Origin of the sequence: Helicobacter sp. MIT 21-1697, assembly GCF_026241255.1 — a bacterium.
In the GTDB taxonomy this organism is placed as follows: Bacteria; Campylobacterota; Campylobacteria; order Campylobacterales; family Helicobacteraceae; genus Helicobacter_C.
Genome location: NZ_JAPHNC010000004.1, coordinates 84640 through 110818, shown reverse-complemented (window position 1 = coordinate 110818; position 26179 = coordinate 84640). Strand labels below are relative to the sequence as shown.

Sequence of the window (26179 nt, the reverse complement as noted above, 5' to 3'; positions counted from 1 at the left end):
ATGGGCTTGAGTGATTTATTTAAAGCAAAGAAAGAAGAAAGCAAAGAAGCAGGAACAAAAATTGATGTGCCTAACCATTGGCTCAAATGTCCCAGCTGCAACTCAATGATGTATTATAAAGAAGTCTTTTCACAATCCCATATCTGCCCTAAATGTAACTATCATTTTAGAATCTCCGCACAAGAGCGCATAGAAATGCTTTGTGATAAGGATACCTTCATTGAAATTGATAAAGATTTGCGCCCTATTGACCCGCTTGAGTTTGTAGATAAAAAAAGCTATAAAAAACGCATTCAAGAGAGTGAGGAAAAAACAGGGCGAGCAAGTTCAGTCATCGCAGGAGAGGCGCTTGTGGGTGGGATAGAAATGCAGCTTGTGCTTTTTGATTTTGCTTTTATGGGTGGTTCTTTGGGTTCAGTAGAGGGTGAAAAAATTGTGCGAGCCATTGATAGGGCAGTTGCTAAAAAACAAACACTTGTGATTCTCTCTACAAGCGGTGGGGCGCGTATGCAAGAATCTACTTTTTCACTGATGCAAATGGCAAAAACCTCTGCTGCATTAAACAAACTCTCTGAAGCAAAACTGCCTTTTATTTCTGTGCTTCTTGACCCGACATTTGGTGGAGTAAGCGCATCATTTGCATTTTTAGGAGATATTATCATTGCCGAACCGGGCGCAATTATTGGATTTGCAGGACCGCGTGTTATTAAACAAACTATTGGTGCAGATTTACCAGAGGGATTCCAAACAGCAGAGTTTTTGCTTGAGCACGGGCTTATTGATATGGTAGTGCATCGGAAAGATTTAAAACAAACCTTGAGCGATATAAGCAAAATGCTTAATCCAAATTATGCAAATCAACATTTATTCTATAGCTAAAAAAGATGCAAAATATCAAGCATTACAAGAGGAGCTATGTATGCAATGTAAGCAGTTTGGTGTAGAAATACAAATTTTTGACTTACTTCCTCAAGCCGTGCTTAAAGCGCAAAAAATATCAAGCGCAAAAGCGCAGCAATCTTACACACAAACTTTTCTCCCCTATATCTCACTTCCTAGGGCATTCAATCTCATTTTGCACCCCAAAGGATACAATTATGATTCTCAAAATTTTGCTAAACTTCTAGAATCTCAACACATCATTCAATTTTTTATTGGTGGAGCCTTTGGCTTTGAAGAATCATTCGTGCGATTAGGCAAAGGCGTGAGTTTAAGCGCAATGACCTTGAGTCATAAAATTGCTAAACTCGTGCTATGCGAACAAATCTATCGGGCATTAAGCATTTTACATTCTCACCCATACCACAAATAAGGAGGATTTATGATTGATTATACTTTTTTTGAGACACTTCTCAATGAACGTTTAAGTAAGCTCTGTGCTAATATTGATAGCAAAAACACTTCTATCAAAAATATTCAAGACGCTCATCATAAAGACGAAGGTGATATTGTAGGTGCTGGCTTACAAGGCAGTCTTGAAATGGGTATGATTGATCTATACAAAGATGAGGTAAAAGATATTCGCAAAGCGTTGCAAAAAATCAAAGATGGTATATTTGGAGTGTGTGAAATGTGTGATGATGAAATTGATGTGGAGCGTCTCAAAGTCAAACCTCACGCAAAATATTGTATAAACTGCCGTGAGTTATTTGAACAAACCCAAAAAAAGGAGCGATAATGAAATTAAAATATTATGTGATTTTTTCAATAGTATTTATGTTAGTGTGTGGGCTCTATATTTATAGTCTGCAATCCCAAAACTACACTTATACACTTCCCTTCAGTTCAGCGGAGATTACTTTGCCTGTGGCAGTATGGATTATGGGTATTGTATGTATATTTTTCGTGGCTACTTTGGTATTTTTTGCTTCAGCTTGGGCAAAAGATGTGATAGAGGATTATCACCGCAAAAATGATTATGACAAACTCCTTACACAAATTAATGAACAAGCCCTTAATCAACCTATCAAAAATCGTGTGTATAAGCGCAAAGCCTTTGGAGACCTCTCTAAAATATTGCAAAGATTCTATCTCAAACCACGATTAGATTCTATGGAAAGCTTTAATCGTAAAATTGACACATTATTTGAGAATTATAAAGATGTAATGAGTGGCAAAGTCGTAGAGCTCAAAAGCTATCATTTAAACCGCGAAAACAAATTTAATATCCAAAATCTTAAAAATAAAATCAACGCAAATTATAAATTTGGATTTAATGTTTTAAGCGAAGAATATCCTGATGAGCTTAAACGCCACGCTGTGCTTGAAATTTTAAAAAATGCTCAACCAAAAGAGCTTGATAAACTTCTCTCGCAACTCCCTCACCTTAGCATTGATAAAGCACTTGCGCAAGAAATGTTTAGAATCTATCTCAAATACCCTCAAAACATCAATGTTGAAAATATGAGAGAGGCTCTTAAAAATGTAGGAAGTGATGCAATGGAATATATCCAATATGCAAGAGAGAGTAAAGGGGTGCTTACACCCAATGAATGGATAAAATTTTTTGAAGAATGTGCAGATAATGATGAGAAGGCAGAAATGGCATTCTTTTATGTGCTCTTTGAGCTTGAAATGATTGATAAAGCAAAAGAGAGACATCGTTCTCACGCTAAAGGCGAATATAAACTCATTGATGCGTATTTAGACCTTAAAAATAGCGGCAAACACTATCCATTTGATATTTTTCTTTTGCAATCTTAACCTTTAAGAGACTGCAAGAAATGTGCATAAAGCTCATCAAGGCTTTCAAGCTCTACCTTAAGCTTTGTGCTATTGCGCTCATCTTGAGCAGATTCTAGAATCTGCAAACGCTTAAACAAATATTCAAATAATGCCCTATCAATATCGGGCAACTTATTAATTGCATTAATTCCTTGTGCGCGACCTTTCACAATCACTCTTGCAGGGATTCCAACTGCGGTGCAATCTGGTGGCACATCTTTAATCACAACAGAATTTGCGCCAATTTTGGCATTTGCGCCAATTCTTATATTACCTAGAATCTTCGCACCTGCTCCAATAACTACACCATCTTCTATTGTAGGGTGGCGCTTGACTTTATCAAGACTCGTGCCTCCAAGCGTAACGCCCTGATAAATCATCACATCATTGCCCACTTCGGCTGTCTCACCAATGACTACCCCTGTGGCGTGATCAATAAATACGCGTCTGCCAATGATAGCTGCAGGGTGAATATCCACATTTGTTATAAAACCTGTAAGCCCCATTAAAATACGCGCCAACACTTTGAATCCAGCCTTATGAAAACGATGAGCTATGCGATAATGCACCAATGCAATGAGCCCCGGATAATTAAAAAATAACTCTATACTCTTATTGAGTGCAGGGTCTTTTTGCTTAATAATATGAAAATCCTCTTTGATAATGCTCCATAAACTCATTAATCTCTTCCTTTGGTAGCAATAGTGCGTAAATACCCATTTTCGCTTAGCATTACATAGAGTTGCCCGAGCATTTCTTTTTTACCCTCTTCATCAAGATTATGATTCTCTTCAATGTGCTGTTTTAATCGGCGTTCAATCTCTTTGGTATCATAATCTAAATCATCAAGCACATCTAAGCTCGTTTGAGCCTCAATCAAACGCGTAAGCTCATAACCTTTATTGAGCTCATCATCAAATTCAATGCTAAATTCAGTAGGGTGAGTAAAAAGATTATGTCGCATACCTAGCACCTCTTGATATGCGCCTACAAGAAAAAAGCCTAAAAAATACTCCTCTTTAGTTACATCAACATCGTGCAAAAAAAGCGGTTGAGTAGCATTAAAAGCAATTTCTCCATCAGAATCACAAGTAATATCCCACAAACTCGCGCTTCTAGTTGGGCGGCGATTGAGCCTATCAAGCGGCATTATGGGAAAATGCTGTCCTAGACCCCAATAATCAGGCAAAGATTGAAAAAAGCTGCAATTAAGCAAATATCGCTCTTGGACTTGTTCTTGGATTTGGAGAATCTCATTATGACTTTTATGTTTTAAAAGTTTAATGACTTTTTTGATAATCAAATGCACGAGCACTTCGGTATTTGAGCGGTCTTGCAAATCAATATAGCCCAAATCAAAAAGCGTGAGCAAAGATTCCATATGATCAAGGCTATCGTGCAAATATTCAATCGCATTTTTCTCTACCACGCTATTATATAAGTCAAAAAGCTCCTCAATAAGCGGTGGATTATGCTTTTTGAGCTTGAGGGCTTTTTCATCATATTCTTGTGAAAAAAGCTCTAGCACAGGTGCGACTAATACTGCGTGATTTGCTGCGATAAAGCGTCCAGATTCTATAAGAATATCGGGTTCAGGCTCTTTTTTGTTTTTGGCAATTTGCTGCAATGAAAACACAACATCACCGCTAAACTCACTTAGTGTGTAATTGCAGCTATTTTTACCCTCGTGTTGGGTATATTCTACCGCTAAGCCACCACCAATATTGACGCATTTCAGATTTTTTGCACCTTTTTTACGCAACTCTGCATAAATATTCCCTGCCTCTCTAATTGCCTTTTTGAGCGGCGAAATATCACTCATTTGGCTACCAATATGAAAATGAATCATCGTAAATTTATGTAACAACTGCTCTTTCTCAAGCATATTGATTGCTTCTAAAAGTTCTGCGCTTGTTAATCCAAATTTTGAATTAATCCCCCCACTTTTTGCCCAAATACCTACACCTATGCTATGGAGGCGAATTCTAAGTCCGATATTGGGATAAGGTTCTCCTAGCTCCTTTGCAACTTCAATAATCGTCTCTAGCTCATTTAAGCCCTCAATCGTAAGTGTAATATTGTGTCCCATATTTGCTGCGCTAAAACCAAGTGAAATCATTTCTTTATCCTTAAAGCCATTCACCGTTATGGGCGAATTTTTATTCACATAAGCCATCGCCAAAATAAGCTCTGATTTGCTCCCTGCCTCTAAGCCATAGCATTTATTTTGGCTTTGTTCCACAAGAGGGAGGACAAAATTTGGCATTTGATTAACTTTAAGAGGAAAAACGGCTTTAAACTTGCCCTTATACGAATACTCTTTAATCGCACTTTCAAAGGCTTTGAACACCTTATCAACTTGATTTTTAATTAAATGTGGGAATCGGAGCAGTAGCGGACCTTTATATCCTCTCTCACGCGCATCTTGCACAATGTCAAGCAGTGCAGGTTTGTGTTTAAAATTGACTTTGACCTTGCCATCTTGAATAATAAAATCATTATTAGCCCAAAAATTAATGCCATAATCAACCATAATGCTTCCTTTATAAGTGCAAATTATAAAATGAGTTTGAATTATATCATTTTGTGGATATACTTCAGTATATTTTATACGCAACGGAGCAAAAATGAGCACAATGCCCACACTTGATATGGACGAAGATATATTTGCTCAAATAGGCTATTTGTGCGATGTTCTTTGCAAAATAGGGCATTTGGGCTTATTTGAGCGAGATTTATCGCGCTACACTCTTGAAGTGCTCGTGGTGGATTCTCAAAATATGAGAGAGCTTAATCGGACTCATCGGGCAAAAGATAGCACAACTGATGTGCTAAGCTTCCCTTTAGACACGCTTGAGGGCGAATCTAAAGATGATGTTGTGCAAATGCCCCAAGAAATGACAATATGCTTGGGAAGTATCGTTATTAACCTAGAACTTGCCGAGCAAGTCGCACAAAAGCGAGGGCATAGTGTGCAAGAGGAAGTGAGTTTGCTTTTTATACACGGATTGTTGCATATTTTGGGCTTTAATCACGAAGTAGATAATGGGGAGCAACGCGCAATGGAGCAAAGAATCATAGAATCTTTGGGATTCAAGGAGAGCTTAATCGTGCGCGAAATGGACACAAAATCTTAGAATCTCCTTGCGCAATCTACTTTTCAATCTACCCGCCATAAGGCAAATACTTAAAGAAAATCTTTGAAAAACTCTGTTTTGAGATACTTTTTCATTTCCTCGTTGCGCTCTTTTATGAAATCCTTATTGACTTTCTTTGGGTCAAAACTCACCACAAATGGCAAGGCAGATTTTTTATATACTTCTTTTTTATGTTCATCACCATTATTTGAGGCTTTGGCATTATATGCTTTCTCAAGCGAAAGAAAATTACCATAAGTGTTTATATATCTTCCTAGCTCATCTTTATCACTAAAATCTTTAGCTTTTATTGTGTTAATGTCGTCATTTTCATAAACACTTTGAGATATGATATGTTCCATTTCTTGATTGACTTTTTTACCTCTCTCCTTATCTTCTTTATCTAAAAGTTGTAATAAATGCCCAATATCAACCTCCCTACATTCTCTTTCAATAAAGAGATAGTGGAATACTTTTTTATGTGTTTGATTATAAGTATTCTCTACAAAATCATTAATATTGTTTTCAACATTTATGCCTTTTGTATTTTTAACCTTGTCCTTAATAGATTGTGCGAGTGCCACACTATCTTTATCTTTATAATCTTTTATCAAATCATAAGGATCTTTGAGTTTCCCATTCATCTTGGTTAAGATACAATCTGCCTTAGTAAAAAGCGTAATCATCTCCTCATTGAGTTTATCATCAATCTCTAAGCGCACAAAAGTATTATAATACATCGGATTAAGATTTTCAATCATTATTGCCTTAAACATTGCACAATCTTTATCCTCATTAATTCTCTCAAATATTCTTAACATAGCGTGGAAAAATGCTTTTAAATCATCACTATAATCACTTAAAAATACGTTGAGTTTTTCTTTATCTTGCTGAGCAAGAGCTTTAATTGCTTGTTTTAATCTCACATAATGCGTTTCGGCAGATTCTTTATATGTTCCCAAGAAAGATTTCTCAAAGTTTTCAAAAGTTCTGCTTCCAAGATGATACCGAAATACATCGCGCTCAATATCATCAATCTCATTAGATTGTGTAGCAAAAACTGCTGTGCGATAAGGGTGATTAAAAATCCGCATAGAGATTCCAAAAATCTCACCAAAGCTGTCATTAATCATACAATCAAGCTTTTCATCATTACAATAACGATTGGAATAATAAATTAAGAGAGATTTGAGCTTATCCAAAAGTCGCAATGGCACACCCCTATCATTTACGCTTTGAAATGTGCGGATAGCTACCCCTGCATTTTGTTCGCTAAAACATATAAGTCTCATATCTAAAAGCTTTGTGAAATATGTGCAAGCCTCTTGAGTATCAAAGCTTCCAACCTTGCCAAGTATGCAATTAAACACCTTATAGAGATTGTATTGCCCCTGTGTAGATGGCTTGAGTGCTAATTGAGTTTCACTCGGTAGATTGTTGCTTTGAGCATTTTCCAAAATACATTTAAAAAAATCCCTATTAGATTGGGAAACTTGAAGTTTGTAGTCATTGCCATTATAAAGAGTATCTTTACCACGATACATTCGCTCATTATCGCTTAATCTCTCCCATAATGCAATTAAAAGCATAAAAGTTGTAGTAAGCCTCTGCTGCCCATCAATCACATCAATTCTTTTTTTATTGTTTGATTCTGTAGGAGATATAACAATCGTGCCTAGAAAATGTCCTTTATCTTGTAAAGACTCCCTATCTGCTAACTCTATGCTTTCTTCTAAATCTTCCCATAATTCTTCAAAATTCCTTTCTTCCCACGCATAGTCTCTTTGATAGTTTGGAATCAAAAATGATTCGTAACCTCTTAAAAAATTGCGTAATGTATAATCATTCATTACTTACTCCTTCACTTATTTCAGTCGTATTTCCAAAAATATCAGATACAAAAGGCGGAACAAAACTTATGCCAATGCCTAATACGATAAAGAAAGCAATATACGCAAATATATGTCTCCAAAAATATAGCTTGTTCAGTCCAGCTTTATCTACCCATTGCGCTACTACTTTGCCCAAAAAGATTCTAAGAGTAAGCTTCCTATAAAGCCATCCAATAACAATAGAACCTAATATGCTTGAAATAAATATGAAACCAAAATTTTCTCTAATTTCAAAAAAATCAGCTGCAAAGCGCACAGCTAAGGTAAAGAAAATTGGAGCAAAAAGAAACCACCATACACGAGATACTCTACAATAAGCTGATGTTATAGCATACATAGATTCCAAGGTATCGCGCAGGTAATCTTGTGTGATGCTCAGCTTTTTGCATATATTCCCCATCAATTCTCGTTGTCCCATTGTTAAATATTCTACTTCTTGCTTTGTATATTGTTTTTTCAGCTTTATAGTTTGCAAAAATCCCTCTATTGGCATCTTTTCAAAGATTTCTTCGTTTTTTTTGGATTCCATAAAAGTTTTGATAATTTTAGAGCTCCTTATGAGCAAAAATGGCTTTAGATAAGGTTTTTGTGCCAAATGCTTGAAGGCTTCTAAATCCTTACTAAAAATATAGACGAGAAGCCCACCATCACTTTCCACCTGCATATCTATGCCATAAAGTCTCCACTCAAAACTTTGAGAGTGATAAAGCGTTTGGCAGCTTGCAAATGGAATCTTAATATGATAATGCTCTATTGTGCCACTCTCATTTTGCTGCACATCGGTGCGAGAGCTCTCTCCATAAGTATTGAGTTGCTCTTGGTATAAGGTTTTAATCACTTCTTTAGGCTCAAAGGGATACTCTCCTTTTGCGATTTTGATTGAATAGGTAGATTCTATATGGCATTCAAAACTAGCAGTAGTTATAGTAGTGCCTGAAGCATTACAAGTACGACAATCAACTACGCCATTGCCCTTGCATTTCCCACATTCCATCTTGCCTGTGCCACGACACCTACTGCAATCCTCAAAATATGTCCGCTCTATGCCATTTTTATCCTTATGTTTCTTTTTCACTCTCCCTTTATCACAACCCCAAGCCGAACAATTCACAAGTCCGCCCTTGCAATTTGTGCATTTTACAAATCCTTTTCCTGCGCAGTCTTTGCAAGTTGATTGATACGAAAAGCTCTGTGGTAGCTCACAGAGCATTCCTTGTGCTTTTCCATACTCACTGCTTTGCACACGCTCATACAGCAAGGCTAAAAGCTGCGGATTTTTAGATTCATCTCTTATTATTTGCTGCACCATAGAGCGATAATCACCTGCCGAATACAGCTCACCTTTGGCAAAACTTGAAGTGCGCTCTTTTACTTTGATAACAATCCTATGGCTGATTTGCACAAAAAGTTCGCATTCAAAAGCCTCAAACGCCTTTATTTTTATATCATTATCATCAAAGCTATGACGCGTATTATCGCTAAGATATTTTGTGATGAAATCTTTACAAACAGATTCTTGATACATTCCCAAACCTCTTTCTTTTTTGCTATTAAGGAGAAGTATTATACCCCCCCCCCCCCGCTTAAATATTACTGAAATTCAGATACAATTTGGGAAGAATAAATCAAAGAATCAAGTAATCCAGCAAAAACCTAAATATATGGGATTCTAAGTTTAGTGAGTGTATAGCGTGAAGCAAGTGAGGAAGTGATGTCCAAGCACTATTTTTTAATATTATCTTGCGCTTTGTCTATTGATGAGACGAGATAAATAAAACAACCTACCAAGCAAATTAAAGCAGTGCTAAAAAGTATTATGCCATTAATCATTCCATATCCTCCAAGATTTTTCTAGTTTTTAGATATTTTTTGAGTAATAATCCAAAACTAGCAGATAAAACAATGCTTACTATAACGCCTAAAATCATTTGTGTTGTAGTAAGTGTTTCAATGTTGATTATTGCATATCCAATGATTCCAAACAATGAGGTTGTTAGAAGTAGTAGATATGCCCTATAAGTCGCAATGTCCTCTTTAATGATTTCTTTTCTGCTCATAGGGTCATTATATCACAAATTAAAGCTCACCTATCAATTTATCTAGCGCATTTTCAAATTTTATCGCTTTCTTTTTCCTTGATTGCTTATACTTTTACAGCTTTGCTCTTTGGCTCTCATTGATGCTTTCTTTTCCTCTAGTTCTTGCATTATATATTGCATTTTACTGAGTGCTAGATACTCCCCTACCACTTTGCAAAATTCCTGCACTTGAGAATTTATCTGTTTGAGCTCGCCATCTTTTTCCATTTGGCTTATAATTGCAAAGGTTTGCCAAAGCTTTTGTTGTTCTGATTCTGACATATTTTCTACCTCTTGGGGCAAAGTCCATTGCGTTTGAGCTTCTTTATCACAATTAACTTGTATTGTTATTTTGCGCACCTCTGCTAATTGCCGCTGCATTTGCTCAAAATCATTGAGCTGCTCTTGGAGGGATAGAAGCTGTTGCACTGATGCCTCTAAGCTCTCTAGCGTTTGCTTTTGCTCTTGCATAATCTTTAGTTTCTTATCTGTTGAGCACGCACTAAAGAGCACCAATGCACAACTTAATCCCAAAATACCAAAAATCTTTGCCCTCATTTATTCCCCTTTAGTTTCTGCATTTGTGCTTCTTTTTGTTGCAACATTTCCTCAATTTGCGCTTTGAGATACTTTATCTTATTTTGTTCTAATGCAAGATTCAAAGCCCTCTTATACTCTTTTTCTTTTTCAATGCCTAGCTTTTGATGCTGCATTTGCTCTAGCATTTGTTTTATCTTTTGGATTTGCTCTTGTGTTTTTGTCTCATTTTCTTTCATCGCCAATGTGAGGGCAGCGTTTTTTTCATCAAGTGCATTATTGAGCGCTATGCCAAAGAGTTGTTTGAGCTTTTCTTCTCTTTGTTGCTCTTTTTGCTTATGCTCTTTTGCAAGGGTTTTTATGATTTTTTCATCAAGCGCTTGTTCTTTTTCTACCAAGATTCGCATTTCTTTTAACACTTTAAGGCTCTTATCCATATCCAAGATACCTAATTCCTTTTCTCGTATCCATTTGATTTCTGCTTGTAGCTTTTTTTGCAACGCTTTGATATGTTTGAGTTTTTCTTTGAGGAGCTTTTTGAGTTCGGGTTTGAGCTCTTTTTGCATGGCAGATTCTATACTTTCACCTACTTCTTGCAAATGGCTTAGCTCCTGCTCCAACATACTATCTGTTACACACGCACTCAATAGAATTAAAACAAATGCAAACCCCAAAACCTTTATAAACTTCATCTCCCCCTCTTTCTGTGCTATATTTACTGCACATATCCCTCATACACAAGAGATTCAAAAGCCTTTGCTCTCTTGGCTTTATTTAAACCTTAAGCCAATCTCTACACTCCAGAGAGCAGCAGTTGATTATTGATTTTCTCAAAGTTATCTTTCTTAATGCCTTTCCATACTAAGAACCAATCAATAATCGTCCAAAAGAATCCAACAATAATAAAACACGATAAAAACTTACCGATTGCAAGTCCAGTATCACCTTTATAGAATCTATCTACACCCAATCCACCAAAAAGCAAACCTAAAATCAATCCTACCACAGGGCTTTTGAGTTCAATGAGCCCTAGAGAAGCGATTTTTTTCTCATCTGTAATTTGAGCCAATCTCCCTTGGAGTAATTCCAAATGATTTTTTGGGACCTTGCCCCGCCATTTTGCACCAACGATTTGTGCTTGTTGTTCCTGAAGTTGTCCATTTTCTTCTTGCATTTATTCTCCTTTTTATTTTTTTGCAATAAAAAGGAGAATTATACCCCCCCCCCCCGCTTAAATATTGCTGAAATTGAAGTGAGATTTGAGGGGCAAGATTCTAGAGGAATGAAAGAATAATCAATAATCCGAGAAAGATGATAGTTATAGAAAGTGAGTTGAGTAAATGCGTAGCGCAAAGTGAGTAAGGGAAAGAAAATGTTTCTAGTCTTTGGATATTATTCTAACCCATCTTGCAATTTTAAAAGTGTTAGCATAATAGCTCCACAAGCACTAACAAAACAAATCAAAGTTATTATTAAGGCTATCATTAATCCTCCTTTTCTAATTTATTTGCTAATCTAAGGAAAAGCATTAAACACAAAACAATACATACAAGAAGTAAAATAGCAATGAATGAAACTATTGCTATTTTAAAGTTTGTAAAAGTGTCATAATTGATAAATGTATAACCCAACACGCCAAACAATGCAGTTATAAAACTTAGTAATAAAGTCTTATATAGGTCAATCATTACTTTTATTTTTTCTTTTCTACTCATAAAGCCATTATATCACAAATTAAAGCTCACCTATCAATTTATCTAGTGCATTTTCAAATTTTTGATATGCCTCATCTACACTAGAGGAAGACACACCATAGCTTGACTCCTCTCGTAGATTCTCTAACTCTGCCTCTAGTTTGTTATACTTTGCTCTATCAAACTCCTTATTTACTTGCTTAAGCTCTTTTTCTAGTTTATTTTTGCGTGCCTTAATTATTTCGTGTTCTTTTTCATCTTTAAGGTATTTGTTCTTAGCACTCTCATAATTTTTCAAAAGCAAAATTGTCTTATCATATTTCTCCTGTGCCTTAATCTCATCGTCTTGTTTGATTTGTGCTATACTCTTATAATATTCCGCTTTGGCAAGCTCTCTTTTTGCAAGTTCTTCTAGTGATTGTAATTTTCTCAATTTTTCTCTATCTGTATGTAGCTGCCCTATAGCTTTTTTAAGTGATTCAAATTTTGCTTTTTTCTGCGGAGATATTTTAAAATTTTCACCATTTTCCTTAGCATCAGCCCATCGAAAATACTCATATGTATCGTATTTATCATAAAAACCAAGATATTTTCCAAAATCTATGCAATGTTCTGCAGCAGAGCACCTTCTTGTTTCATATCTCTGCTTCATTGTATTGCTCCATTGCTCTTCATCTGTCTTGGCTTTGATAAGCTTAACTTTTGCATTGTTAAATTCCTGTGCTGCCTTTGGTAAATGTATCTCCTCAAAAGAAAGAACCAAAGGCACTTCATTTTCAACCTCTGCATTTACTATCCCTATTATCAAGGCTATGCTCACAATCAATCTTTTCATTTTGCCCCCTTATGCAATAATCAATATTCTCATACGCCTGAAAGCAATAATTGCTTATTTATTTTCTCAAAATTATCTTTTCTTATACCTCTATACACGAGAAAAAAATCAAGCAATATCCAAATACAAGGAAAAATAGGAGGAATAATTAAGAATGATAAAGCAAAACCAATGATAAAAACAATTAACTTAAGTGCTCCAAGCCCCATATCACCCTTATAGAATCTATCTACACCCAATCCACCAAAAAGCAAACCTAAAATTAATCCTACCACAGGGCTTTTAAGTTGGATAAGTCCAAAGGACGCTATTGCGTTTTCATTTGTAACTTGAGCTAATCTCCCTTGTAATAACATTAAAGAATCTTTAGAGACTTTACCCTCCCAATTCCCACTTATTATTGACGCCTGAAGTTGTCCATTTTCTTCTTGCATATATTCTCCTTTTTATTTTTTTGCAATAAAAGGGAGAATTATACCCCCCCCCCCCGCTTAAATATTGCTGAAATTGAAGTGAGATTTGAGGGAAAAAGAGAATATGTATGAAAGAAAGTATTTGAGCATCTCTAATCGCTTGAGATTCTAAATATTATGCGATTGCATATATCGTTGCAGGATTTCACACGCACTTAGAGAATCTATGCGCCCATCTTTTTGGGCTTTAGCACGATTTTGTCTTTTCATATACGAGAGAGATTCTAAAGCATTGGAGCTTGTATAGTCTTCATTGACAAAGCACATCTCACCTTCAAAGTCAAGAAGCGCAATAAAATGAGAAATACGCTTTTGCATATCACTATGTGCCGCCTCTCCACCACTTGGCATTCCCACGACAAGTATGTGTATATCACGCTCTTTGAGGACATTGGTAAGCTCTTTTGCGGCTTGATTGCGATTACTACGAATAATAGGAGTGAGAGGGAGGATAATGCCTTGTGTCAGTGTGGCTAAGCCAATACGCTTCAGCCCCACATCACACGCAAGAATGTTATGTGTCATTATTTGCTTTTTTTGACACTATCTGATTTGTAAGCCTTCATCACAGCGAGGATATTGAGCACTGCAAAGATAACCCCAGCAATGGGTATAAGTATAAACCACCCAAGAAAAGGTATAAGTGCAAATATGAATAAAAGTAAAGCTTGAAGCAATGCTACTCCTGAAGCCTTATTGATACTCTCTTTAGCAAAATCCTTGCGCACGATATATGTGCCAAGCAATGGCACAAAAGTAGCAAAAAATGCGAAAATATAAGCAATTAAAGAAGCATTTTGTTCAAATGCGGCATTAAGTTTCTGAGCATTCTCTTCAAGTTTGTTTTGCAAATCTAAATCAGTCATAAGTTTCCTTTGAAATAAATTTAAAGTTGTGATTGTGGCATTCTTTAGTAAATATTCATTTATGGCACGCGTATAAAGCTAGATTCTCTAATGATTTTTCCCTCAAGCTCGTATTCATATATCTTTGCACCAAAGCGCTCATAAGCTTCCTCAAAGCTTGGATTGTTTGCACAAAAACGCAAAATCTCATCATCCTCGTCTCTTATTATACTCTGTGCTCCAAAAATAGATTCTATAAAAGCATTCACATCATAAATAGCCTGTGCCTCCCCTGAAGCAAGTAAAGCATTTGTGCCCTCACTCTCACCTACGCGATGAGGTAGCACAAAAAGAGGTTTTCCCAACTCCAAAGCAATGCGCGCACTCTGCATTGAGCCACTTTGCTTGTCAGCTTGAGGGATAATCACCTTATCACTTAAAGCAATGACAAGGCGATTTCGTTCCAAAAAGCTATACTTATGGGGCATATACTCCTTTTCATACTCACTCAAAACAAGGCACTCTTGCATCATTTTGCTAATCATATCTGCATTACTCTTAGGATAGAGTATCTCTAAACTCGCCGGAGAAAACATAATCGTGCGCGGATAAGCGTGAGTATGAGCGATAATATCTACACCCAAAGCCCCACCACTTACTACCACACCATTATTATGCGCAATTTTATTCGCAAGTGTGGCGACAAAGGATTTTGTATAAGGATTAGGTTTGCGTGTGCCAACAATGGCGATTTTATGCTCACACTCAAGCAAAGTAGAAATTGCTGCATTTTTTCCACGATAAAAAAGCTTTTGTGGCGGATTTGTGAGGATTTCAAAGGCTTTGGGCAAATTCTCAAGAGGTGCAATATCGGCAATCATTATGCACACTTTATGGCGTAAATGGCGAGCGCACATAATATGTGGTATGCGCGAGGAGATAAGATTCTAACTCTTGAGGCGAAATAAGCTCCAAAGTAGCATTAATCTCGTCTCTCATTTGTGCTAATGCTCTAAAAGTCGTTGGGTGAGGGTGGCAAATGGCAATCGCATAGCCTTTTTTTTGCGCTTTTTTCATCAAAGATTTAAGCTGGGCTTTGGTATAGGCAACATCACTTTGATTATCCAAAAAAATATCACGCGCCATAATAAGCCGCTTTTGCTCTCTAGCGATACTTTCACTTGCAGGGTGTGAAGTTGTAACACTATCAATAAACTTTAATCCCAATTCATCAAATACGCTTAAAAGATTTATCATATCGGCTTTACTTTGGGTAAATTTACTCCCTGTATGGTTGTTGAGATACACAAGCTGTGGAAAGTCATTTTTAATCGCCAAAATATCTTGCTTAATAGATTCTCTACTTGCACCCATTTTTATGGGCTCTAACTCTTTTTGTATAAAATGTTGGGCTTCAAGTGGGAGGTGAATCATAAAACTTTTGCCATTTTTAAGTACGCGTTGTGCGAGATGTGGAGTAGAGGGATTATGCTTTGTCTTTGGAAAAATAGAGGGTGTGATATTGAGCTTGAGATATTCTAAATGCCTTATTTGCGCAAGCGTAGAAAGATCGTCCATAATAAGCAACACCTTTGGCTTTGTAACACTTTGCGGTGCAGGAGATGGTGTGCTTAGAGATTGAGAATCTTGCTGTTTTGGAGGGGGAGCATCTAAAGAGTTTGCTTGAGAATCAAGGTTGATAAAATTATCTGAATGAATCTGTGAAAATGCTTTATTAAAACCTTGTATAATGGGGTGCTGTATTGAAATGTACTGCTCTGCACTCTGCGTAGGTGCTGATGTATCCTGTAAGAAAGTGAGAATAGAATCTGCCCATACATTTATATGACACACACATAAAAGCACAAAAAACCAAATACGCATTATCACTTAGTTTCCTAATGTGATTTCTACCTCAAGGGTGTTAATATTTTGGTTGCTGTTTGTGCTAAATTCAATTTTGCTTGAGCGCGTATATTTTTGCACAACTTGGAGAATCTCCTTTTGCATATCTTCAAGATAGGGAATATTTGCTGTTCGTTCGTGTGCCAAAACAAGCTTAAGACGCTCTTTTGCTAAAGTCGCGCTTTTTTGTGAGCTATGCCCAAATATATTAAGAAAGCTCATTTAAAAATCCTTTTGAGTGTGTTCATCACTCCCTCACTTTCTAAAGTTGCAAAAGCAACTTCGTGCCCTAAGATTCTCTTAGCAATTCGTGCATAAGCTTTTGCACTTGGTGCTTGGGTATAAATCACAGGCTCACCAGAATTTGTCGCACTCACAATCTTACTATCCTCTGGGATAAGCCCAATAAGCGGTAATGCAAGGATATTAAGCACATCATCAGTTGAAAGCATTTCGCCCTTTTTCACAAGCTCTGGCTTAATGCGATTGATGATGATATGCTTTTGGACTTCTTCATTTTGCTGCGCTTTATGGCTTTTTGCATCAATAATGCCAATCACCCTATCACTATCACGCACCGAACTCACTTCTGGCGTAACAACAATAAGCGCTCTATCCGCCCACAATATCGCGTGCTCAAAGCCACTCTCAATCCCTGCTGGAGAATCTATAAGGATATAGTCAAATCCATTTTTGAGCTCATTAATGAGCGCACCCACTTTATCTTTATCAAGGATTGTTTTATCTTTTGTTTGTGATGCTGGGAGAAAGAAAAGGTTTTTCGTTTTTTTATGATTGATGAGAGCTTGGGCGAGATTGCATTTACCCTCCATTACATCAATGACATCATATACGATACGATTTTCTAGCCCAAGGAGCATATCAAGGTTGCGCAAACCAATATCAAAATCTATCGCTACAACTTTCTTGCCACTAGATTCTAGCTCCATAGCCAAACCCACAGCAAGATTTGCAGTTGCGGTAGATTTCCCCACACCACCTTTGCCCGAAGTGATTGTAATAACTTGCGCCATATATTGCTCCCATTTTGAAATCAAAAGCCATATTGTATAATGCCAAACTTTACAATGCGCTTTAAAAGGCGGAGATTTGCTTATTTCACTTTTTGTTGCACATTTTTATACGATGTGCAACCATTATCCAATCCGCCATCACAAGCTTTTTTATAATACTTCAAAGCTAATGCGCTCTCACTTTTTATACTATCAAAGCCGTGCTCGTATATGCCTCCTGCGCTTAAACACGCAGCATTTGCGATATTTTTTGCGTTATTTTCGCATTTATAAAGAGATTGTTTGTCTTTATCAAGACTTGCCACCGCTTTGCAATTCTTTGCTACATTACCCTCACACGCAAAAGTAATATGCTTTAGTGCGTTATTTGCATCTTTGAGTGCTCCACCAAGTCCTTGCATTTCCCATAAACCTAGCTGATAACAACTATTTGTATCTTTGAGCTCACAACCCTTTTGCAAAAGGATTCTCGCTTGTGTGTGATTCTTATTTGCTCCGCCTAATCCGTGATAATAATAAGATGATAAGTTTCCACAAGCTATACCTAAACCATTTTCGCAATCTCTTTTATACATTGTGCCATATTTATCAAGCTCCTCATTTTGATTATATTGCGCTAAGGCTTGGAGATTCTCACAGCCTGCTTTAAAGCCATATTCGCACGCTAAATGTGCGTATTCCTTTGCCAAAGCAATATCTTGTGAGCTGCCTTGTGCGTGTTCATACAAAATTGAAAGATTATAGCACCCCCCACCATCTTTACCATCACAAGACTTTTGATAATACTTCTTTGCTTGAGCTAAATCTTGCTTTGCAAATTTATAACTTGCCCCCAAAGCACGACAACCAAAGGCAGAATCCAACTCACAAGCTTTCAACGCATAAGAATGCAAAAGCTCTTTCTTATGCTGCGGAATACTCTCAAAAATGCCTAGCCAAATCTCGCTTATGGCAATTTCACACGCTACTTTTGCTTCTTTTGCTCCTGCCCCACTTGCACGACACATTCTCCCTTGAGGAGATTCTCTCTCCAGATGAGGGAGACTTTCTTTAGAGCTTTTTTTGATATGCTCAATATAATCCCACTCTACCAAGCCACTCTCAAGATTGACAATGCTAAAAATAAAGTGATAGCTTACAATATTAAGCTTACCCTGCGTGGTAATGTCATTTGTAATCCTTGCACTTAAGGAATATCTAGGCGTAATCAAGCTTCCCTTGGGAATAATATCTCTAAATTCCTCATTATTACGCATAGTGCGAATTTTATCTAACATCGGGTCTGCATTAAAAGCATTCCCCGCGATAGCGGCACTCAATGTAAATTGTTTAGAATCCAGCATATCTACCACCAATTCACGCGCTAAAAGCTGTATATCAATGTCAAAATCACTTAAATTATTAAAATCTGAAATACTTAAAACCCTTTGTTTCTCGCCTTTAGAATCTCTGACAAATGCAGATTGCATAAAATCAGCTCCTGCCAAAGAAGCGACTTGAGAGATGTCATCAGAATCAAGCGCAAAAGGTGTAGTTTGTGCCATTAATGAAAGAGAACATATAATGCAACTGATATAAGCGCGAACAATCCTCATTTACGCGCAATTCCTGCAATAATAAAACGCAAAGCATTGAGTTTGATAAACCCTGCTGCATCTTTTTGATTATACACACTATCTTCCTCAAAAGTGCTGTATGCTGCATTAAATAAAGAATTTTTAGATTCTCTCCCTATGACAATCACATTTCCCTTATAGAGTTCAAGACGCACTATGCCACTTACTCTTTGCTGTGTCTTATCAATGAGTGCTTGCAGTGCCTCGCGTTCTGGACTAAACCAATAGCCGTTATAAATAAGCTCCGCATACTTTGGCATTATAGAATCTTTTAAATGTGCCTCTTCTCTATCAAGGCAAAGAGATTCTATTGCACGATGAGCTTTTAAATATATCGTGCCACCGGGCGTTTCATAGCAACCACGTGATTTCATACCCACATAGCGATTTTCTACCAAATCAAGGCGTCCAATGCCGTGTTTGCCTCCTAACTCATTAAGTTTCTCCCAAAAACGTGCAGGACTAAGTTTCACACCATTAATGCCGACACCATCACCATTTTTAAACTCAATGCTAATAGATTCTGGCTTATCTGGCGCATTTAAAGGCGAAACACTCCAACGCCACATATCCTCTTCTGGCTGAACATTTGGGTCTTCTAGAATCTGCCCCTCATAGCTGATATGCAATAAATTTGCGTCCATTGAATAAGGCGATTTATTTTGCTTTTTCTCAATAGCAATCCCTGCAGATTCTGCATAAGCTAGGAGCTTCTCTCGGCTGTTTAAGTCCCATTCGCGCCAAGGAGCGATAACTTTTATATGAGGATTAAGTGCATACGCGCCAAGCTCAAAGCGCACTTGGTCATTGCCTTTTCCTGTCGCGCCGTGTGCTATCGCATCTGCACCTACCTTTGAGGCAATCTCAACAAGCCTTTTTGCAATAAGAGGGCGCGCTATGCTTGTGCCAAGCAAATATTCGCCCTCATAAATAGTGTTTGCACGAAACATAGGAAAAACAAAATCTTTGATAAACTCCTCTCTCAAGTCTTCAATAAAGATATTTTCACTTTTTATCCCAAGTTTTAAAGCTTTTTCTCGCGCAGGTTCAACTTCTTCGCCTTGTCCAATATCAGCTGTGAAAGTTACAACCTCACAATGATAATTATCTCCAAGCCATTTTAAAATCACACTTGTATCAAGCCCGCCACTATATGCCAAAACGACTTTTTTAATTGCTGCCATACTTTGCTCCATAATGTTATAGAATAAAGCTCGTATTCTATACTAAAGATGCTATATATGCAATATTTTGTTATGATTGTGTTTTTATTCACAATTACTATGAGTAAAGGGGATTATCACGCAAATGCCATACAATAAAGATTCGCATCACATCAACTATGGCACAAGTGTGCGCAATCATAAATTGCGTTTTACTCCAAAATCTGCACAATCCCTGCCTAAAAGAGAATCCACCTCGCGTTCATCGCTTAAAAATCTTAAAGATTCACTCCAAGATACCTTCAAGGCTGCACAAAAAGAACAATTCGTGCTGAAAGCTTCAATGTTTGGTGCGCTTGCTCTAGCCATTTTTGGCATAAGTTTTGGGATTTTAGTCAAATCTATGGCAGTGATTTTTGATGGTTTTGTTGCGCTTATTAGCGTAGGCTTAGGTGCGCTTAGTGTGGTAACTTCGCGTTATATCTATAAAGAAGATGATGATATTTTCCAATATGGCTATGTGCGTTTTGAGCCAATGGTCAATCTCTTTAAATCTCTCGTGCTTGTTTTTATTTGCATATATGCCTTTATCAATGCGTTGCAAAGTATCATTAATGGTGGCTATGAAGTAGAACTTGGCGGTGCAGCGATATATAGTGCGTGTGCGTTTATATTTTGTGCGGCTTTGTTTGCCTATACCTCGCTGTATGCAAAAGTGTTAGAATCTGATTTGATTCAAGTAGATAATACAGAATGGAAAATTGATTGTGTGCTGTATTTAGGCACATTGTTGGCTTTTGGTGTGATTTATATGTTGCCATATTTGGGCGATATGAGCGATACCCTTACAGATTCTATAAGCACTCTTTCATACTATATTGACCCAGCACTTTTAGCTGTGCTTTCCTTGCTCCTTTGTATATCACCTATTCGCATAGCTATTGCAAACTTCAAAGATTTGATTATGGTAGCCCCAGCTGAAATTGATGAAAAAATCACGCAGATTATGGAACATTTAAGCGAGGAATTTGGTTTTAGCGACTATGACACGCATACGGCAAAATCAGGGCGATTTTATATGGTAGAAGTCAATATTCTGACACACGAAAATTTTAAGCCCACGACTATGAAAGAATTTGATTGCATTCGTGAGCGTATTGAAAAAGCCCTTGAGATTCCAAGCTATAAAATATGGCTTTCTGTGAGCTTTACTGCAAATCCCAAGTGGTTATAGAATCTTAAATCACTTTAACTCTAAAACCAAAGTACTCTCTTAGGTATTCTCACATAGCCTTATTGTAGAATCTATTGCCTTTTGCCAAAAGTAATGGCATAGGTAGCATTTCGCGTATCAAATAGCGGGTCTTTTGGCGGTTGCACCCCTGTGGGTAAGTCTGATGGAAAATACACTTCTGCATTACACTTCGTGCCGCTATATTTTTGCACTTTGAGTGTGCCCACTAATGTTTCCTTATGCGCTCCTTTCCAAAGTGCAGTTGTATCATTTGTGGCATCTTGTTTGTTCGGATAGATGAGATACATATCATATTCTATTGGTTTATTTTTTGTATAAGATTTAAAAGAAGAAAGCAAAAAGTCTTTACCCAACTTTGAGAGTTCCTGCTCACTTAAATATTCTATCCCATCTTTTGGGACAAATTTCCACCGCGCTGCAATCGTGGATTTTTTATGCGGTGCTTGAAACCAAAATGTATGAATACTATAAAAGCCTGTGTGTTCTAAGCTTGATATACCTACATTTTTCATATACGCCTCAAAATTCCTATAAGAGCTTACTTTTTGCGTAAGTCTTTTGATTTTCTCTATATCTTGCTTCCCATTCTCTTGGGGGATTCTCATTGCAAAAAATTGCTCAAACTCTTGAGGATTCTTGGCAAAATTGATTTCGCTATTAAGCATTACCATTGTCCAAGTATCTTTATCTCCTTGAAACTTGAGTGCCATTCCCCTAGGCTTGCTTTTGTCATCTTGTTGAGCACCTCCCAATGAATAGCGAATCTCCACAGGAATTGATTCTTGAAAAAGCAAAGGAACATCAATACTAGAAGTGATGTCTTTTGTTGGGATAAACTCGCCACTTGCGCAAAAACCTTTTGTATGATTGATTTTTTGTTTAGGTTTTACCGCATTGCCATTTAAACGATAAAAAACATCTGCGATACTTTGCGCATCACTTAGTTTTTTCTCTTCGCTTGCAGAAGCTATATTTCCAGCAAGACAACATATTAGCACCAAACCTAAATTTTTCTTTATTAGCATAAACACTCCTTGAAATAAATAAAACCCAAAGTATAGCTATTAATATATAATAGTCCAAAATATGGGCTAACTTTAACTTCAATAAGCATATAATTATCTTCATTTTGATTCTATAAGGAGTTTTTATGCTTATTATTTACACAACCACTTCAAGTAAAAAAGAAGCCAAAAGCCTTACGCGGCTCTTTTTACAATCTCGCCTCATCGCGTGTGTGCAAAGGCACAAAATAAAAAGCAGTTATATATGGCAAAAAAAGGGTAAGGATACAATATGTAAAGAAAACGAATATCTCCTTATTCTGAAAACATTGCCTACGCATTATAAGAAAATTGAAAAGATGATACTTGCCCATCACAGCTATGAAATTCCCCAAATCATTGCTGTTGAAGCCAAAGCACAACCCTCTTATGAAAAATGGCTTACTCTTACGCTCCAATGCCCTACAACAATGCAATAGCACAAGAAAAAGCACCACAAACACCCTTAGAACGAATGCAAGAAAAAAGCCTTGAAGCAATAGAGAAAATAAAAAATGAGCCAAGAAAGCGTGATTTAGGGCGTGGTAGGTAGTAGAAAATATGCTATAATTACAATGCCCCTACCTTGCGGTTAGGGGCTAAACCACTTAAAAGGCTTTGTTATGAAAAATCATAGCGAACGCCTTAGATTTGAATTATACCTAAAATTTAGACTCTTTGGGTTTAAATTTGAAGTTAATATCAAACACTAGGGTGTGGGGTGAAAGCCCCGCCTTTAAGTGAGTGATTTCCCCTTACAGAATCCCACACTAACAATTCTTACCTAAATCCAAGTGTGTAGCCAAAATATTATATTTGATAATAAATTTTCTTGTTGCTATTTGTTTTCTTTGCGCTTATAGAATGAGTTTGTAGGCTATCCTACTGATTTTAACACGAAAGGACTATTATGAAAAAACTATTCATTATAGCAATGGGAATCATCTTTAGTGCCTCTGTGGCTAGTGCTTTTGATATTAAAGGAAGTGCTGTTGGTGCAGCTTCTGACCTAGCAAGCGGAAAAAGCGCAAAAGACATAGCTGAATCAAAGAAAAAAGAGGCAGTAGATGCGGCAAAAGCTGAAGCTGACAAAAAGCAAAAAGAGCTAATGGATAAAGCTGATGCAAAAACAGGTGGAGCAGCAAGTATGGCTGGTGGCTTACTTAAAAAATAAGCACCTCAACACTTTTGAGAATCTTTAATCTTTAAAGATTCTCTCCCAACACAATCACTTTAACCTAGCACCCTCTTTCATTACTTTTAGCCACAAATCATTATGCAACATTTGATTAATATTTCAATACTATCTATTCCTTTAAATATATTTTACTTTTTATTTGCTCCACAGATTCTAAAAATATTTGAAATATGAGTAAAAAAGTAGCACTAATTTACAAATTTTTATAATTACATATTGTATTTTTAAAAAAATGTGAGTATCATACACTTCATAAGTTGAAACCAGCTTAACCAAATCTAAAAAATGGAGGCATCAATGAAAGAGGCAAAACCCATTCATTTTAACGCTTTTGAAATGAATTGTATTTCTCATCTTAGTCCGGGGTTATGGCGCTATCCCAAAGACCAAGCACTACGATATAAAGATATTGAGTATTGGCAAAATATTGCAAAAGTGGCAGAAAAAGGGTTATTTGATGCAATTTTTATCGCTGATGTCATCGGGGTATATGATATTTATGGTGGCAATGATTTAGGTGCGCTCAAAACTGCTTTACAAGTGCCTGTGAATGACCCTACACAACTTGCTGTAATTGGCGCAGCAGTTACGCAGCATTTAGGTTTTGGTGTAACTGCAGGTGTGCCTTTTGAGCACCCTTTTCCTTTTGCACGCCGCCTTAGCACGCTTGATCATCTTACCAAAGGACGCGTAGGTTGGAATATCGTTACAGGCTATCTCCCAAGTGCAAATAAAAATATGGGCTCAAGTGAATCGCCTCACGATGAGCGTTATAACATAGCTGATGAGTATATGGAAGTCATTTATAAACTTTTAGAGGGAAGTTGGGAAGATGACGCGGTGATTTTAGATAAGGCAAGTGGTGATTTTGCAAATCCTGCGAAGATTCACCACATAGGACATCACGGCAAATATTTTGATGTGCCCGGAATCCACATCTGTGAGCCAAGCATTCAACGCACCCCTGTGCTCTTTCAAGCAGGAAATTCCGCTCGTGGGAGAGAGTTTGCCGCTACACACGCAGAAGCAATTTTCATTGCACCTCCTACTAAAGAATATGCTAAAATCGCAGTTAAACAAGTGCGTGATGCGCTTATCAAAGCTAGACGCGACCCATATAGCGCAAAAATCTATGTGCTTGCTACAATCATCACTGATGCAAATGAGAATCTTGCTCAAGCCAAATATAAAGATTTGCTTTCTTATGCAAGTGTTGAAGGCTCACTTGTCATCAATTCAGGTTGGCTCGGTGTAGATTTATCCAGATACAAGCTTGATGACCCATTAAGCAATATCCAATCAAATGCCATAGTTGCACAAGTGGAGGCTTTGAGCAACTCTACCACAGATGATGGGCGAGTTTGGACACTAAGAGATTTGATTGAGCTTACAGGCATAGGCTGTCAAGGACCAAAATTCGTTGGAAGCCCACAAAAAGTAGCTGACATTCTGCAAGATTTTATCGCATATTCTGACGCTGATGGATTCAATCTCGCGTATGCTACTACACCGGGCACTTTTGAAGATGTAGTAGAGTTTATCGTCCCTGAACTCCAAAAACGAGGAGTGTATAAAGAATCTTACACGCAAGGGAGTTTGCGCCATAAACTCTTTGGCAAAGGCGATAGACTTGGCGATGAACATATCGCTTCAAAATACAGAGTAGGGGGCGAAAAATCAACTATCAACGATTATGATAACACAGGCAGAACAAAGGAGAATAAGTAATGTTGTATAATCAGTTACACAATGGTATTTTTATTATCCACGAGAATCCAGAGTGGATTCCACCCTTTAGAGAAGCCTTTGAACGCGCAAAAGTGCCATTTCAAGAGATTATTCTCACAGAAGGTGCTATTTCCCTTGACAAAGAGCCTCCTCAAGGCGTGTTTTGGTCGCGACTTAGTGCATCTTGCCACACACGAGAACACAAATACGCCAAAGAATATGGACGCGCCATTTTGCAATGGCTACATTCCTATAATAGGCGTGTCATTAATGGCTCATCGGTGCTTGAATTTGAAGTAAGTAAAATCAAACAATACCTTGCGCTCAATACTGCGGGATTCTTAACGCCAAAAACCTATGCGTGTTTTGGCAAAACGAATTTGCTTGAGGTAGCACAAACACTGCAAACTCCCTTTATCTCCAAACATAATCAAGGAGGCAAGGGGCTTGGTGTGCAACTCTTTGAAAGTTTTGAATCTTTTAGGGAATATGTGCATTCAAGTGCATTTGAGGAAGCCATTGATGGCATTACACTTTTGCAAGAATACATTAAAAGTAAAGAGTTTTTTATCACACGCGCAGAATTTATTGGTGGTAAATTTCATTATGCTGTGCGCGTTGATACGAGTGCAGGTTCATTTGAGCTTTGCCCAGCAGATGCGTGCAATATTGAATCTTTGCCAAAACTTGCAGGTGGAATGTGCGAAATACAAGATTCTACCCCTGCTCTTGCAGGAGCAATGTGTGAAGTAAGTGGTGATAAATTTAGTATCAGAGAGGACATTAATGCACAAACACCGCTTATTGCAAAGCTTGAAACATTTTTGCAAACACACAAAATTGAGGTTGCGGGCGTAGAATTTATGGAAAATACGCAAGGTGAATTAGTCGTGTATGATATTAATACAAATACGAACTACAACAAATCTGTGGAATCTAAAGTTCCTCACAGAGCAGCAGATAGAATCGTAGCCTTTCTTAACACAGAATGGCAAAAAATCGTTAATTAAATTTCAAGGAGG

28 protein-coding genes are annotated in these 26179 nt (G+C 37.2%); 10 read left to right on the top strand and 18 right to left on the bottom strand.

Annotated features, from left to right (window positions below; genetic code table 11):
- From accD to OQH61_RS05215, 4 genes are read left to right on the top strand one after another with little or no spacing between them, the layout of a single operon-like run.
- Positions 1-879, top strand: coding sequence for an acetyl-CoA carboxylase, carboxyltransferase subunit beta (gene accD, locus OQH61_RS05230; protein ID WP_266026251.1), 879 nt, complete (start codon positions 1-3; stop codon positions 877-879).
- Positions 851-1312 carry a 23S rRNA (pseudouridine(1915)-N(3))-methyltransferase RlmH gene (gene rlmH / locus OQH61_RS05225; protein ID WP_266026250.1) on the top strand — a complete coding sequence of 154 codons (462 nt, stop codon included), beginning with the start codon at positions 851-853 and terminating at the stop codon, positions 1310-1312. The genes accD and rlmH overlap by 29 nt, the downstream gene beginning before the upstream one ends.
- A gap of 9 nt (positions 1313-1321) precedes the next feature.
- Positions 1322-1678, top strand: a complete 357-nt coding sequence (gene dksA, locus OQH61_RS05220) for an RNA polymerase-binding protein DksA (protein ID WP_266026249.1) — start codon at positions 1322-1324, stop codon at positions 1676-1678.
- The gene (locus OQH61_RS05215) at positions 1678-2703 is read left to right on the top strand and encodes a hypothetical protein (RefSeq protein ID WP_266026248.1); all 1026 of its coding nucleotides are present in this window, start codon (positions 1678-1680) and stop codon (positions 2701-2703) included. The genes dksA and OQH61_RS05215 overlap by 1 nt, the downstream gene beginning before the upstream one ends.
- Here the strand turns inward: OQH61_RS05215 and cysE are convergent.
- The gene (gene cysE, locus OQH61_RS05210) at positions 2700-3404 is read right to left on the bottom strand and encodes a serine O-acetyltransferase (protein WP_266026247.1); all 705 of its coding nucleotides are present in this window, start codon (positions 3402-3404) and stop codon (positions 2700-2702) included. The genes OQH61_RS05215 and cysE overlap by 4 nt on opposite strands.
- On the bottom strand, positions 3404-5257 hold the full coding sequence (gene speA, locus OQH61_RS05205) for an arginine decarboxylase (protein ID WP_266026246.1): 1854 nt from the start codon (positions 5255-5257) through the stop codon (positions 3404-3406). Before speA ends, cysE begins: the two co-directional genes overlap by 1 nt.
- A 94-nt stretch (positions 5258-5351) precedes the next feature.
- Here speA and ybeY point away from each other — a divergent pair, with 94 nt between their 5' ends.
- Complete coding sequence (gene ybeY, locus OQH61_RS05200; RefSeq protein ID WP_266026245.1) at positions 5352-5861, top strand: rRNA maturation RNase YbeY; 510 nt, start codon at positions 5352-5354, stop codon at positions 5859-5861.
- A gap of 50 nt (positions 5862-5911) precedes the next feature.
- Here the strand turns inward: ybeY and OQH61_RS05195 are convergent, their stop codons facing one another.
- From OQH61_RS05195 to OQH61_RS05125, 15 genes are all read right to left on the bottom strand, one after another.
- A complete protein-coding gene (locus tag OQH61_RS05195) occupies positions 5912-7711 on the bottom strand; it encodes a DUF262 domain-containing protein (RefSeq protein WP_266026244.1) in 1800 nt (599 codons plus the stop codon).
- Positions 7704-9278 carry a hypothetical protein gene (locus OQH61_RS05190; protein WP_266026243.1) on the bottom strand — a complete coding sequence of 525 codons (1575 nt, stop codon included), beginning with the start codon at positions 9276-9278 and terminating at the stop codon, positions 7704-7706. The genes OQH61_RS05195 and OQH61_RS05190 overlap by 8 nt, the downstream gene beginning before the upstream one ends.
- 592 nt (positions 9279-9870) lie before the next feature.
- Positions 9871-10389: a hypothetical protein gene (locus OQH61_RS05185; protein ID WP_266026242.1), complete on the bottom strand. Its 519-nt coding sequence runs from the start codon at positions 10387-10389 to the stop codon at positions 9871-9873.
- Positions 10386-11060 (bottom strand): hypothetical protein, encoded by a 675-nt coding sequence (locus OQH61_RS05180; RefSeq protein WP_266026241.1) that lies wholly within the window; start codon positions 11058-11060, stop codon positions 10386-10388. The genes OQH61_RS05185 and OQH61_RS05180 overlap by 4 nt, the downstream gene beginning before the upstream one ends.
- Positions 11061-11161: 101 nt before the next feature.
- A complete protein-coding gene (locus OQH61_RS05175) occupies positions 11162-11542 on the bottom strand; it encodes an NINE protein (protein WP_266026240.1) in 381 nt (126 codons plus the stop codon).
- Between the two features lie 560 nt (positions 11543-12102).
- Positions 12103-12897, bottom strand: coding sequence for a hypothetical protein (locus OQH61_RS05170; protein ID WP_266026239.1), 795 nt, complete (start codon positions 12895-12897; stop codon positions 12103-12105).
- A 29-nt stretch (positions 12898-12926) separates the two neighbouring features.
- Complete coding sequence (locus tag OQH61_RS05165) at positions 12927-13331, bottom strand: NINE protein (protein ID WP_266026238.1); 405 nt, start codon at positions 13329-13331, stop codon at positions 12927-12929.
- Between the two features lie 147 nt (positions 13332-13478).
- Complete coding sequence (gene ruvX, locus OQH61_RS05160) at positions 13479-13895, bottom strand: Holliday junction resolvase RuvX (protein ID WP_266026237.1); 417 nt, start codon at positions 13893-13895, stop codon at positions 13479-13481.
- A complete protein-coding gene (locus OQH61_RS05155; protein ID WP_266026236.1) occupies positions 13895-14236 on the bottom strand; it encodes a hypothetical protein in 342 nt (113 codons plus the stop codon). The genes ruvX and OQH61_RS05155 overlap by 1 nt, the downstream gene beginning before the upstream one ends.
- A gap of 59 nt (positions 14237-14295) precedes the next feature.
- Complete coding sequence (locus tag OQH61_RS05150; RefSeq protein WP_266026235.1) at positions 14296-15096, bottom strand: DNA-processing protein DprA; 801 nt, start codon at positions 15094-15096, stop codon at positions 14296-14298.
- 10 nt (positions 15097-15106) lie between these two features.
- Complete coding sequence (locus tag OQH61_RS05145; RefSeq protein ID WP_266026363.1) at positions 15107-16099, bottom strand: divergent polysaccharide deacetylase family protein; 993 nt, start codon at positions 16097-16099, stop codon at positions 15107-15109.
- A 6-nt stretch (positions 16100-16105) separates the two neighbouring features.
- A complete protein-coding gene (gene minE, locus OQH61_RS05140) occupies positions 16106-16342 on the bottom strand; it encodes a cell division topological specificity factor MinE (RefSeq protein ID WP_266026234.1) in 237 nt (78 codons plus the stop codon).
- Positions 16339-17154 (bottom strand): septum site-determining protein MinD, encoded by an 816-nt coding sequence (gene minD, locus OQH61_RS05135; protein ID WP_266026233.1) that lies wholly within the window; start codon positions 17152-17154, stop codon positions 16339-16341. The genes minE and minD overlap by 4 nt, the downstream gene beginning before the upstream one ends.
- A gap of 80 nt (positions 17155-17234) precedes the next feature.
- Complete coding sequence (locus tag OQH61_RS05130; protein WP_266026232.1) at positions 17235-18749, bottom strand: hypothetical protein; 1515 nt, start codon at positions 18747-18749, stop codon at positions 17235-17237.
- The gene (locus OQH61_RS05125; protein WP_266026231.1) at positions 18746-19954 is read right to left on the bottom strand and encodes an argininosuccinate synthase; all 1209 of its coding nucleotides are present in this window, start codon (positions 19952-19954) and stop codon (positions 18746-18748) included. The genes OQH61_RS05130 and OQH61_RS05125 overlap by 4 nt, the downstream gene beginning before the upstream one ends.
- A gap of 124 nt (positions 19955-20078) precedes the next feature.
- Between OQH61_RS05125 and OQH61_RS05120 the strand changes: the two genes are divergently transcribed.
- Positions 20079-21167, top strand: coding sequence for a cation diffusion facilitator family transporter (locus OQH61_RS05120; RefSeq protein WP_266026230.1), 1089 nt, complete (start codon positions 20079-20081; stop codon positions 21165-21167).
- Between the two features lie 71 nt (positions 21168-21238).
- Here OQH61_RS05120 and OQH61_RS05115 read toward each other — a convergent pair whose 3' ends face one another.
- Positions 21239-22213 carry a catalase family peroxidase gene (locus OQH61_RS05115; protein WP_266026229.1) on the bottom strand — a complete coding sequence of 325 codons (975 nt, stop codon included), beginning with the start codon at positions 22211-22213 and terminating at the stop codon, positions 21239-21241.
- A gap of 125 nt (positions 22214-22338) precedes the next feature.
- Here OQH61_RS05115 and cutA point away from each other — a divergent pair, with 125 nt between their 5' ends.
- The 4 genes from cutA to OQH61_RS05095 all read left to right on the top strand — a co-directional run bounded on the left by cutA (position 22339) and on the right by OQH61_RS05095 (position 26167).
- Positions 22339-22671 (top strand): divalent-cation tolerance protein CutA, encoded by a 333-nt coding sequence (gene cutA, locus OQH61_RS05110; protein WP_266026228.1) that lies wholly within the window; start codon positions 22339-22341, stop codon positions 22669-22671.
- A 470-nt stretch (positions 22672-23141) separates the two neighbouring features.
- On the top strand, positions 23142-23405 hold the full coding sequence (locus tag OQH61_RS05105; protein ID WP_266026227.1) for a hypothetical protein: 264 nt from the start codon (positions 23142-23144) through the stop codon (positions 23403-23405).
- Positions 23406-23726: 321 nt separating this feature from the next.
- Positions 23727-25157 (top strand): LLM class flavin-dependent oxidoreductase, encoded by a 1431-nt coding sequence (locus OQH61_RS05100; protein WP_266026226.1) that lies wholly within the window; start codon positions 23727-23729, stop codon positions 25155-25157.
- On the top strand, positions 25157-26167 hold the full coding sequence (locus OQH61_RS05095; protein ID WP_266026225.1) for an ATP-grasp domain-containing protein: 1011 nt from the start codon (positions 25157-25159) through the stop codon (positions 26165-26167). Before OQH61_RS05100 ends, OQH61_RS05095 begins: the two co-directional genes overlap by 1 nt.
- The last annotated feature ends 12 nt before the right edge of the window (positions 26168-26179 follow it).